This window comes from Shewanella sp. MF08487, assembly GCF_050848685.1.
Taxonomy (GTDB): Bacteria; Pseudomonadota; Gammaproteobacteria; order Enterobacterales; family Shewanellaceae; genus Shewanella; species Shewanella glacialipiscicola.
The window spans coordinates 155,702-167,954 of the sequence record NZ_JBOZPB010000007.1 but is presented as its reverse complement, the minus strand read 5'-3'; the positions used below and the strand labels follow the sequence as shown (position 1 = coordinate 167,954).

At 43.9% G+C, this 12,253-nt stretch carries 10 protein-coding genes and 2 tRNA genes; 10 read left to right on the top strand and 2 right to left on the bottom strand.

Annotated features, from left to right (window positions below; translation table 11 throughout):
• Nucleotides 1-51: 51 nt before the first annotated feature.
• Nucleotides 52-127, top strand: a tRNA-Glu gene (locus ACRN9H_RS07590).
• Between the two features lie 129 nt (nt 128-256).
• Nucleotides 257-332 (top strand) — tRNA-Glu (locus tag ACRN9H_RS07585).
• Nucleotides 333-913: 581 nt separating this feature from the next.
• On the opposite strand, the gene ACRN9H_RS07580 is transcribed toward ACRN9H_RS07585, so the two are convergent.
• On the bottom strand, nt 914-2,743 hold the full coding sequence (locus tag ACRN9H_RS07580; protein WP_107882282.1) for an ABC transporter ATP-binding protein: 1,830 nt from the start codon (nt 2,741-2,743) through the stop codon (nt 914-916).
• Nucleotides 2,744-2,969: 226 nt separating this feature from the next.
• On the opposite strand from ACRN9H_RS07580, the gene ACRN9H_RS07575 reads away from it, so the two are divergent.
• The 8 genes from ACRN9H_RS07575 (at nt 2,970) to ACRN9H_RS07540 (ending at nt 11,473) form a co-directional block, all read left to right on the top strand.
• Nucleotides 2,970-4,676, top strand: coding sequence for an Ada metal-binding domain-containing protein (locus ACRN9H_RS07575; RefSeq protein ID WP_432313151.1), 1,707 nt, complete (start codon nt 2,970-2,972; stop codon nt 4,674-4,676).
• Nucleotides 4,677-4,780: 104 nt separating this feature from the next.
• The gene (locus ACRN9H_RS07570; protein ID WP_432313150.1) at nt 4,781-5,326 is read left to right on the top strand and encodes a methylated-DNA--[protein]-cysteine S-methyltransferase; all 546 of its coding nucleotides are present in this window, start codon (nt 4,781-4,783) and stop codon (nt 5,324-5,326) included.
• A gap of 59 nt (nt 5,327-5,385) precedes the next feature.
• On the top strand, nt 5,386-6,669 hold the full coding sequence (locus tag ACRN9H_RS07565) for a DEAD/DEAH box helicase (protein WP_432313149.1): 1,284 nt from the start codon (nt 5,386-5,388) through the stop codon (nt 6,667-6,669).
• 72 nt (nt 6,670-6,741) lie between these two features.
• A complete protein-coding gene (locus tag ACRN9H_RS07560) occupies nt 6,742-7,212 on the top strand; it encodes a dual specificity protein phosphatase family protein (protein WP_432313148.1) in 471 nt (156 codons plus the stop codon).
• Between the two features lie 139 nt (nt 7,213-7,351).
• Entirely contained in the window at nt 7,352-8,248 is an 897-nt protein-coding gene (locus ACRN9H_RS07555) for a chemotaxis protein CheV (protein ID WP_263188399.1), read from the top strand.
• A 175-nt stretch (nt 8,249-8,423) separates the two neighbouring features.
• The gene (sstT, locus tag ACRN9H_RS07550) at nt 8,424-9,647 is read left to right on the top strand and encodes a serine/threonine transporter SstT (RefSeq protein ID WP_432313147.1); all 1,224 of its coding nucleotides are present in this window, start codon (nt 8,424-8,426) and stop codon (nt 9,645-9,647) included.
• 74 nt (nt 9,648-9,721) lie between these two features.
• On the top strand, nt 9,722-10,246 hold the full coding sequence (locus ACRN9H_RS07545) for a CIA30 family protein (protein WP_432313146.1): 525 nt from the start codon (nt 9,722-9,724) through the stop codon (nt 10,244-10,246).
• 786 nt (nt 10,247-11,032) lie between these two features.
• On the top strand, nt 11,033-11,473 hold the full coding sequence (locus tag ACRN9H_RS07540) for a hypothetical protein (protein WP_432313145.1): 441 nt from the start codon (nt 11,033-11,035) through the stop codon (nt 11,471-11,473).
• A gap of 84 nt (nt 11,474-11,557) precedes the next feature.
• Here ACRN9H_RS07540 and ACRN9H_RS07535 read toward each other — a convergent pair whose 3' ends face one another.
• Entirely contained in the window at nt 11,558-12,229 is a 672-nt protein-coding gene (locus tag ACRN9H_RS07535; RefSeq protein ID WP_432313144.1) for an RluA family pseudouridine synthase, read from the bottom strand.
• Nucleotides 12,230-12,253: the final 24 nt, after the last annotated feature.

Sequence of the window (12,253 nt, the reverse complement as noted above, 5' to 3'; positions counted from 1 at the left end):
CGGAAGTGAATGTGTTACAAAGCTCGGTTACGAGTTAAATCATAAGTCCGGGTCCCCTTCGTCTAGAGGCCTAGGACACCGCCCTTTCACGGCGGTAACAGGGGTTCGAATCCCCTAGGGGATACCACATTTTGGTTCCTAGCAGATAACTAACGTGTTGTTTGGTAAGAACAAAGGTATCGATATCATAGCCTACATGAGTCGATATACTGCTCTTAATTGAGCGCCTCAGTTATGAGGTGAAACATAAGTCCGGGTCCCCTTCGTCTAGAGGCCTAGGACACCGCCCTTTCACGGCGGTAACAGGGGTTCGAATCCCCTAGGGGATACCAATTTTAATCAAGGTTTATCGAAACTTTGGTTAAAGACAATAAACCACCTTAAGGTGGTTTTTTTGTCTCTAAATTTTGAGTGTGAAATTGAGAATTAACTCGATTCATTTATAAGTCATCCGCCCTGAGTTATTCATCGAAGTAATCCTTCAATGCAATCCACTCATGACGATAAATAAGGCCGCAAACTGTAACTCTGTTTAATCACGCGATAAAACTTATTAAGGCGCCTTCCTGCTTAACTCTATGCTAACCCTCTATTAAAAATAATCTTTCGGATTGTTTAATGTCTGACATTTTGAATGCTATTACTCTCAATGCTAATAGTCCCAATACTGATATTGTGAACCGTTAATAGCGATTTATCTCATTTCTCCAATAGCTGAGCGAGTGAGGTTTTAAGTGAGCGGTTCTTATAGCTACGAGTATGGTAGAGGTGTCGCGTTAAACTGGCTGGTAATTTGAGTGAAAGTGAGGGGGAGGTTTCCAAAAAGAGGGCTGTATTAAGGTATGTATATAGTTGAGATAAAAAAAGGCGACACTCATTGCTGAGTGTCGCCTTTCGTCATCTAACTTTTGGCTTAATCTACACCTAAGAATCCACCGGTTTGGTGCGCCCATAGTTGGGCATAAATACCGCCAGCGGCGATAAGTTCTTGGTGTGTGCCTTGTTCGACGACTCGGCCTTGATCTAACACGATTAGCCTATCCATTGCGGCAATGGTTGAAAGTCGATGGGCAATGGCGATCACTGTCTTACCTTGCATTAATTCATATAAGCTTTCTTGTATTGCCGCTTCAACTTCTGAATCTAGCGCAGAAGTGGCCTCATCAAGTAGTAAAATCGGTGCATTTTTTAATAAAACCCGTGCGATGGCGATACGTTGTCTTTGTCCGCCAGAGAGTTTTACACCCCGCTCACCGACTTGAGCATCTAAGCCATGGTTACCGTTAGGATCGCTTAAGCTTTGAATAAAGTCATAGGCTTGAGCTTGCTTAATGGCGCTGTCGAGCTGTTCTTCACTGGCACTTGGATTACCGTAAAGAATATTCTCGCGGATAGTGCGATGCAAAAGTGATGTATCTTGCGTGACCATGCCTATTTGCGAACGCAGTGAATCTTGCGTTACCGTTTTGATGTCTTGGTCATCAATATTAATCTGACCTTTTTCAACATCATAAAAACGCATGAGTAAATTGACTAGGGTCGATTTACCCGCGCCAGAACGGCCAACAAGACCGACTTTCTCACCCGCTTTAATATGCAGATTCAGATCTTCAATCACGCCAGTCTGTTCACCGTAATGGAAACACACATGTTTGAAATCAATCTTACCTTGATTAACGATAAGCGGTTTTGCGTTAGGTTCGTCTTGGATTATTGTTGTTTTTGATAGCGTGTTCATCCCATCGATGACGGTGCCAATATTTTCAAATAATGAACTGATTTCCCACATTATCCACTGTGACATGCCGTTTAAACGCAGTGCTAAACTCACCGCTATGGCAATGGAACCGACAGTAATAGCGCTATCGGTCCATAAGGCAATCGATACCGCTGCAATACTAAAGGCCAACATATAGTTAATAATCTGCACGCTGACACTAATGCCAGTCACTAAACGCATCTGACGATACACAGTATCTAAAAATATTTGCATACTGGATTTAGCGTATTCAGCCTCTTTTTGTGTGTGAGCGAATAATTTTACTGTGGTGATGTTGGTGTAGCTGTCGACGATACGGCCTGTCATGGTTGAGCGTGCATCGGCTTGCTCAGTAGAGACACTTTTTAACTTAGGTACAAAATACCATTGCAGCCCAACATACAATGCGAGCCACACTAACATGGGGAGTACGAGACGCACATCGGCGCTGGCGATCATCACTAGCATAGAGGTGAAATACACTAAAATGTATACCAGTACATCGAGCAATTTCATCACAGTTTCGCGCACGGCTAAGGAGGTTTGCATCACTTTAGTCGCGATTCGCCCCGCAAAATCATTTTGATAAAATGACACACTTTGCTTCAGCAAATAACGATGTGCGAGCCAACGAATCGACATAGGATAATTGCCGAGTAAGGTTTGATGCATGATAAGCGCATGCAGTAATACCAACACAGGCATGACAATCAGCATCATCACGCCCATGAGTATTAAGGTTGTCCCTTCATCTTGAAATAAGGTCTGTGGATCTTTTTTCACAAGCCAATCAACTAACTGGCCCATAAATCCGAACAATGACACCTCAAGCATGGCCAGCATTGCGGTCAGAATAGACATTAGGATTAATGGCAGCTCGTAGCCTTTAGTATAGTGACGACAAAAAGCATAAACCCCAGTAGGTGGCTTAGTGGGTTCGTCATCGGGGAGGGCTTCAACCCAAGATTCAAATCGTTTAAACATGAATTAACTCTATGTTGAGATAAAAAATAGTCGTATTTATACCTAAATAACCAGCTGCTGTTGAAACTCGTATCCTCAGGTAGCTTGGGTATAGCATATAGGATTTCATGCATTAACAGCATGGAAATGATTGAGTTCCGTTTTCCGCTAGTGCTACATGTTAGTTTTACGTAAAGTAATCAACAAGAAATTAATTGTGAGCGAATATTGTCGGGCGTGATGAAAAATGAGTGCAGATAGAGCGTCTGAGAGTGCAAATGAGCGTGATGAAATAGATTCGGTGCATTCGCTGGAGTCCATTGCAGGGCAACTTTCTGCGTCCATTTGCCGTGAGGCGAGGATGAGCCGCGATCCGCGGTTTGATGGTAAGTTTTTTGTGGGCGTATTAACGACGGGCATTTATTGCCGAACTGTGTGTCCTGCCGTGGCACCAAAAGAGCAAAATGTGCGTTATTTTGATTCGGCCATTAAAGCCGCGCAGGCAGGATTACGCCCATGTTTACGTTGTCGCCCCGACAGTGCGCCGGGCTCGAATCCTTGGAAGGGGACTGGCACAACGTTAGCGAGGGCCATTAGCTTAATCGAAGCGGGCGCCTTAGCGGGAAAATCATCGGGAGAGCCAGCTTCGACAGTAACACAATTGGCTGACCGATTAGGGATCAGCAGTCGTTATCTTAATAAGCTATTTACCGAAGGCTTTGGCACTTCGCCAAAACAATATGCCTTATACCGGCAGTTACTGTTTGCGAAACAATTATTGCACCAAACCCAATTATCTATCACTCAAGTCGCGATGGCGGCGGGTTTCAACAGTATTCGCCGTTTCAATGAGGCGTTTAAGCAAACCTTGCAATTGACGCCGACGCAGTTAAGAAAGAGTGCATTAACCAAAGCGGCAAAGGAGTCCATGATTGAGCCATCAACGATTGAGCCATCAACAGGATTCGGTGAAATTGATACTTTGGGTGAATTTGTGCCGCACTATGGATTAACCTTGTATCAGTATTATCGTCCGCCGCTAGATTGGGCATCGCAGCTGGCATTTTATCGCTTACGTGCAGTGACGGGGATGGAATGGTTCTCGCCGCAAAGGAGTCATCCACAAGCGAGCGAAGCAGTGCATCTTGAACAGGAGGCGAACTTTACCACTGAAGTTAAAGCTAACGGGCTTGAATATGGTCGTTGTTTTGCCCTAGGTAAGATGCGCGGCACAGTGGATATTATCCATGAGCCTAAGCTAAATCGCTTCAAACTCGCGATAATGTTGACCGAAGACTCTCCTGTCGATGAGCTACAATTGCTGGTCACTGAAGTGCGGCGCATTTTAGATCTCGATGCGGATATGCTGCAGATTGAACAAGGCTTAAGTGCGCTACCAAGTTTAGGATTAACACCGTTTTCGGGATTACGCATTCCCGGTGCAGGTTCCTTATTTGAGGCGGCCTGCCGTGCGATTTTAGGCCAGCAAGTGACGGTCGTGCAGGCAACTAAGTTACTGAATATATTAGTTGAAGCCTATGGCGATCGTTTTAGCCTCAATGGTTGTGAGTATCGATTATTCCCTACACCCGAGGCCATTCGTGAGGCGAGTCTAACAGAGCTAAAAATGCCCGGCGCTCGTAAATTAGCCCTCAATGCGCTCGCGGCGTTTATCTGCGCACATCCTGAGGCGAGTGTCGATGATTGGCTAAGCGTTAAAGGCATAGGTCCTTGGACGATAGCGTATGCCAAGCTTCGTGGCTTAGGTGATCCAAACGTGTTTTTGCATACCGATTTGATTGTTAAAAAGCATTTGCTTGCTTTGTATGGCAAGACCCATAGGCTGGATGAAGCCGCTGCGGGTACGGTTAACTACCCGAAGCTGTGCCAGCAACTGAGTCAAGAAATCGCGCCTTGGGGCAGTTATTTAACGTTTCAGCTCTGGCATCAATAACCATTAAGCCGTCTCACATTGAATGGCCAGTTTAAAAAGATGAGTAAGCAGTTCAGTTAAGAACCAAATTAAGATCAAACAAAGAGCAAATAAAGAGACAGATTATGAAACATGCGATTCGTCAATTGAACCAAGCACTAAGCATTGCAGAATATCAGCCCTGCGCCGTGGGTACGTTTATCAGTCCTGTTGGAATATTGCAGTTAAATGCCAATGCCTATGGGCTGAGTCATTTAACGGTTGTCGGCTCGGAACGCACTGAGATTGCGCTTGCCAAGGTGAGTGAGGATGTCCTCAATCAAGCTAAGGTGCATATTAGTGAAACTCAAGTGCAGCTCGCGCGTTATTTTGCAGGTGAACTGATTGAATTTGATGTAAAGCTCGCACCTAAGGGCACTGAATTTCAGCGCGACGTATGGCAAGCCTTGCTCAATCTAGATTACGGACAGAGCTGCAGTTATGGGCAGATTGCCGAGCAAATCGGTCGGCCTAAGGCGGTGCGCGCCGTGGGCGCTGCCAATGGTGCGAATCCCATTGCGATTATCGTTCCTTGCCATAGAGTGATAGGCAAAAACGGCAAGTTAACGGGTTACGCCTATGGGCTTGCGATGAAACAGCAGTTATTAACGCTGGAAACTGCCAAGCATTGACTCGATATTTAAGCTAGAATAGCCGTCTATTAAGATATTGGTGAGCAGTTAAACTTTCTATGACTCAGGCTTCTTCCTCTGCGGCAAGCTTTGCCCAACTCGGCATTATTGCACCCTTGCTAAATCGATTAACCGAATTAGCGTATGTTTCGCCCACACCAGTACAGACGGCGACGATCCCCGCTGTGCTTGCGGGGCGCGATGTGTTAGCCGGTGCTAATACGGGCTCGGGTAAAACGGCAGCCTTTGCCGTGCCGCTGTTGCAACAACTTGTTGAAGCAAAAACAGAGGATAAGACAGGCGCTTATGTTCGTTGTTTGGTCTTAGTCCCAACCCGTGAATTAGCACAACAAGTCGCTGACAGCTTTTTATCCTATGCCTCACATCTCAATGGCAAACTGAAAATTGTCGCTGCGTTTGGTGGTGTATCGGTGAATGCGCAAATGCAGAGCTTACGCTCTGGCGCCGACGTACTCGTAGCAACGCCTGGTCGTTTGTTAGATCTGTTGTCGAGTAATGCTATCAAACTTAACCGTGTCAGCGCCTTAGTGCTCGATGAAGCTGACCGCATGTTAAGCCTTGGCTTTACAGAAGAATTAGCCCAAGTGCTCGATGCGTTGCCCGCCAAGAAACAAACCTTATTATTCTCAGCGACATTCCCAGAAGAAGTCCGTGAATTAACGGCAAAACTGCTTAATAATCCACTTGAATATCAATTGCAAAGTGAGCAAGAAAGCACGATTCATCAGCGGGTGATTACCGTTAATCGTCCGATGAAAACCGCATTATTGGCGCATCTGATTAAAGAACATCAGTGGTCACAGGCGTTGATTTTTGTGAGTGCCAAAAATACCTGTAATCATTTAGCGCAAAAGTTATCTAAACGTGGGATCACTGCCGAAGTGTTCCATGGCGATAAAGCTCAAGGGGCGCGTACGCGGGTGCTCGATGGCTTTAAGAATGGTGAGATCAGTGTGTTAATTGCGACCGATATTGCTGCTCGTGGTATTGATATCGATAAACTGCCTGTGGTGATCAACTTTGATTTGCCCAGAAGCCCTGCAGATTATATGCATCGTATTGGCCGTAGTGGCCGCGCCGGTGAAGCAGGTTTAGCCGTGACCTTGATTTCTCATGAGGATTATCACCACTTTGGCATTATAGAAAAAAAGAATAAGCTTAAGCTAGTGCGTGAACAAATTGTGGGTTTTGAAGCTGATGATGAAATGCCGACCGAATTGTTAGAACAAGAAAAGCCAGTCGCTAAGCCTGAAGGTACGGGCAAAAAAAAACGTAAACAGTTACCGCCTGCCAATGCTGAATTTTGGGGTAAAAAATCTTAAGTCGTTGGAAACAAGCTATTCTTAGCTTATCTCTAATGTCCCTTGTCATCTCACTTGTCGTAGGTAAGGTTTATGCAGCACTTATTTTGGTTAGTTGAAGGTAAAGTCGCAGGGCGCAGTGGCCCAAATAAAGATCCTTGGGATTTACAAACGCTCAAAGACGCTGGCATTGGTGCCGTTTTGTCAGTTAATGGCGGTGAAGGCTGCGAACCGAGCGCATTTAAACAGCTTGATTTACGTTACGAATGCATTCCATTGTCGCGCAATGTGCCACCCCAAAATGGAGACGTGGCGATTTGTGTGGCTCAGTTGCCTAAGGCTTTAGCGTTTATTCAGCAATGTGAAGCTGATGATATACCTGTGGTCATTCATTGTCGTTCAGGTAAAGATCGCACGGGTTTAATTATGGCGTATTATCTGATGGTTAACGGCGCAGCACCATTACATGCGGTGAGCCAAGTACGCAATATTCGCGATATCGCTTTTACTGCCGAAGGTTGGGATCAATTTGCTTTTGACGTCTTATATGCATTACAAGACTAAGTCTTTAAAAGCCATTTGGTCGTTAAATCGACTAATTAATAGGTAATAATTTTCATGTGTTTGACCTTAATCATCAATTTTTAATTGTTTTAAGGTTAAGCTATCTCTAGATTCGTTTGAGTGAGTTACCCATATCATTATGAAAAGCAAGGCAAGTCAGTCGCAGGGATTACTACTGTTTAAGTTGTCACAGACCCAAGTATTTGCTTTGGGCACGCTAAAAATTCGTGAGTTAGTGCCGTACACGCCATTAAGTAAAATTCCCCAATCGCACCCGACGATTCTTGGCGCGGCGACTATTCGTGGCCATACTATACCGATTATTGATATGGCGGCCGCTATTGGTTACAGACCGATAACAGCCGATGAATTAGAGAAGTGCTACATTATTATCACTGACTGCCAACGGATGATTATTGGCTTTTTAGTGCGCGGTATCGATAAAATTATCGAGTGTAACTGGCGTGATATTGAAGCCCCTTCAGCCAACTTAGGTAAAAATGCCTATTTGACTGGCGTTACCCGTTTTCAAGATCAATTGGTGCAGTTGCTCGATGTTGAACTGTTATTGTCAAAAATTTTCCCTGATAACCCACAAGCTAACCGCGCTATTTTGACCGATGTGCAGCGTGAAAAACTTAAGCCGATGAATATTCTACTGGTTGATGATTCTAAAGTTGCCCGTAAGCAATTATCCGATGCCCTAGATATGATAAACATACCTTATCGGGTGACCGCAGACGGTAAAGAAGCCTTAGCTATTATGGAGCAGGCGGCACTGGATCATCATCCTATTGATATTTTAGTGAGTGATATCGAAATGCCAGGGCTTGATGGTTATGAATTGGCGTTTGAGGTGCGGGATAATCCGTTAACTGCCAATGCTTACATTATTCTGCACACGTCTCTATCCAGCGAAATTAGCGTGAGCCAAGCTCATCAAGTCGGGGCAAATGAAGCGCTAACGAAATTTGATGCCCATGAGTTGATTGATGCCATGTTGCGTGGTGCTGATTTAGCTATCAAAAAGCACTAATCAAGCAGCGTGTGCGGTTTTTGTGAGCTTTAGGCGAGCAAGAGGGGGATTTTGCTCGCTTATTTCTTTGTAAGACTAGACAAGTCCAGTCACATCCTATAAAAACCTAATGGCCTCATTTTCGAAGGCGTGCGTTGGGGATCTCAACCAAAATATAATAACGATAGGTTAACTCATGAAACAAAAATCATTATTAGCTAAATTGGCTAATGGAAGTCTCGTTATACAAATCTTATTAGGCATCATCGCGGGTGTGGTTTTAGCCACTTTTTCACCTGATAGCGCAAAAGATATCGCTTTTTTAGGTAGCTTATTTGTGGGTGCATTAAAAGCGATAGCGCCAATATTAGTATTCATCTTAGTGGCGTCATCGATTGCCAATCAAAAGAAAAATACTCAAACTAATATGCGTCCTATTGTAGTTCTGTATCTATTTGGCACGTTTGCCGCAGCATTAACCGCAGTCATTTTAAGTTCAATTTTCCCCACTGATTTAGTACTAGTAGCTGGCGTGGAAGGCACAAGTCCGCCACAAGGCATTGGCGAGGTCATCAATACTTTATTATTCAAATTGGTCGATAACCCAGTTAATGCGTTAATGACGGGCAACTATATTGGTATTCTCGCTTGGGGTGTGGGTTTAGGTTTAGCCTTACATCACGCTACCGATTCGACTAAACAAGTGTTTGCCGACATGAGCCATGGTATTTCGCAAATGGTGCGCTTTATTATTCGTTTAGCGCCTATCGGTATTTTTGGTTTAGTTGCTGCCACATTTGCTGAAACCGGCTTTGCGGCAATTGCAGGCTATGCACAGCTATTGGCGGTGTTATTAGGTGCGATGGCGATTATCGCTTTAATCGTTAATCCATTGATTGTGTTCGTTAAGATTAGACGTAATCCGTACCCGCTGGTATTTCAATGTTTGCGTGAAAGTGGTGTTACCGCATTTTTTACTCGCTCGAGTGCGGCAAATATTCCGGTGAATATGGCGCTATGTGAAAAATTAAATCTACATGAAGACACGTATTCAGTTTCTATTCCTTTAGGTGCCACCATTAACATGGGCGGCGCGGCGATCACTATTACAGTATTGACTTTAGCCGCAGCTCATACCTTAGGTATTCAAGTTGATCTACTGACAGCATTGTTACTGAGCGTTGTCGCCGCGGTTTCAGCTTGCGGCGCATCTGGCGTTGCTGGCGGTTCATTACTGCTGATTCCACTGGCTTGTAGCTTGTTTGGTATTTCTAACGATGTTGCTATGCAAGTAGTGGCAGTGGGCTTTATTATTGGTGTGGTTCAAGATGCTGCTGAAACCGCACTGAATAGCTCAACTGACGTTATCTTTACCGCTGCCGCTTGTGAAGCTGCTGAGAATAAAGCTAAAATAAGTTAACGAGTGCTGTTATTCGTATTGAAAATTAATATAAAAGCAGTCACTTAGGTGGCTGCTTTTTTATGGGAGTCGTTATGATCTTTTTTGATTTTAAAGTGCTAGATGCGATAAAGCCTTGGTATGGCATAAATGATACTGTGATGGGCGGTTTGTCCCGCAGTAAAATGATAATTTCGCCTCTAGGTTATGGCGAGTTCAGTGGCCATGTTTCACTGGCTAATGGTGGCGGTTTTGCCTCGGTGCGTTGTGAGTTCACCCCTATAGATGTGAGTGGGTTTACGGGGATTTATCTTGTACTAGATAGCGAGCGAGATAAGCACTATAAAGTGAATTTAAAAGATGTAAACACCCCTCAAAGTACGGTATATCAAGCGGTAATGCCCATGCCAAGTCATCAAATGTTTGGTGTGAATGACACGAAAATCATAAATTGGCAGCGTATCAATATTCCTTTCAGTAATTTTCAGCCGCAATGTCGCGGTAAAGCAATTTCCCGTCCAGATATAGCGTTAAGTCAACTCTGCAGCTTAGGGCTAGTGATTGGTGCCCAGCAAAGCGGTGAATTTTCACTGTCAATTAAAGAAATAGGTTATTACTAGCTTGTGCTGTTATTACTTGTAACTGACAGATATATCATCCATCGACTTGATTAAATAAAAATAAGGCCGAGACACTTACTCTTATAGTGAGTTTTTCGCGGTCGTAGTTAGCGTTCGCCATCATCATGCCGTTTGGGGGGGCGCTCAGAGCGATCAACAATGTACCAATATTATTCAATTGTAAGCGCTAGCACTTTGATAAAATTATGTTTGTTACGCCCCATTGGCTCTATCGCCATCAATGCATGCTATTCCCATTTAGTTGAGATCATACCGCGGCTTAACAGGTCTGATAACTCAGGTCTCTGCATTATAAATTGCGTTATTGGTCTTTTTATGAGCAGTTAACGGTTAAGTGATTGGTATAGGGCAATATTTGCAGTGACGAGCCCAGCGGTAGCGGCATCTTTAACCTAAAAAATTACGTCGATAAATATTATACATAACGCTTTTTATTTTTTGACCTAAAAATAGTGAAATTATCCTTGGCGTTGTTAGTGTGATAATTCACTAAGGATTTATATCAGAAACCTCATTCAAATGAGCCATAAAAGATCCAATAGCTTATTCACTACAGAAATAAGTCTTTTAGCGACCTTTACTTTAGCAATGAGTAAAGAGTGATAATGATCACGTTTTAATTTACACATTGAGCTACACTGCCGATTAATTAATCAAAGGTGTTTATCTTTTTATTTTATAGAGTTAGCAAACATTAATTAACCAAATGATCACATTACATACGTTGTTTTAAGTAATGTGTAGTCATAAGGAGTAAAGAGTCAAATGGGTTCTATGCTTAATGTACTACCAAAACTGACTTTCACCTCAGGTGATTGGGTATTGCATAAGGATATCAGGATGTCTGGAATTGAAAAACGCCGTCGCCTTCATTGGCGGGAGACCGATATGCAAAATCGTGAAATTGTAGGCCGTTGGTTAGATGATCGTCCTTTATTGGGTGACAAAATTACCCTCTATAAAGAAAACGATAAATGTTTTTTAGAAACTTGGTTTAGCGATGGCTGCCATAGTTTAGATGAAGTCTATATAACGCAAACACCCGAAGGCCAAAAGCTAGAAGATGTCGGCGGTAATTTTTTTGGTGAATTCTTTATCGTGACACAGTCGCAGCAATTGCAATTTTGTAATGAGCAGGGCTGTTATTTCCAAGCGGATAAATTAGCCGCCGATGCCGATTTTGCTCAAGGCATGCGCGTCGCTTAAACGACGACAGTCGAATCCGTAAATAACTAAGGTCGCATTTTAGCTCTGTGCTAAGTCGCGACCTTTTGCTTTTATGGGATTGAGTTATTCGCTAAAGGGATGTTTACTGCTAAAAAAGAGCGGTTTAGCCGAATAGGGATGGGTCAGACTTAAGCTTTCTGCATGTAAGCATAAACGCGGTGCGGCTTTGATAACCTCGGCATCACCGTAAAACTCATCGCCTAAAATCGCATGGCCTAGGGCAAGCATATGCACGCGTAATTGATGAGTGCGGCCTGTTTCTGGCGAAAGCTCGATTAAGGTGCTGTTTTCTCGGCGCTCGAGTACACGGTAGTGGGTGAGGGCGCTTTTACCGCCAGTCGCTCCCTTTTGTAACGTCTTTTGATAGGGTGGATGCTCAGAGTCTGGCGCAATCGCGAAGTCAATAACGCCCTGTTCCTGCGTCACATCTCCCATCACTTCAGCAATATAAACTTTCTTACTCTGCCTATCTTGAAACTGCGTTTTTAGATGTGACTCGGCTTTCTTATTACGAGCGAACACCATAATGCCCGAGGTCGCGCAGTCAAGGCGATGCACTAAAATTGTTTCAGGATAGAGTGTTTGCAGACGTGTTAGCGCGCAATCGAAGGTGTGGGCTGCTCGACCTGGGTTAGACAATAATCCCGAAGGTTTATTGATGATAATCAGATCTCTATCTTTATAACGTATGTCTAGCCAGGGAACCGCTGGGGGCTGGTAATCAAATATTTGCATCTTATCCTCATTTTCGCGCGGCCA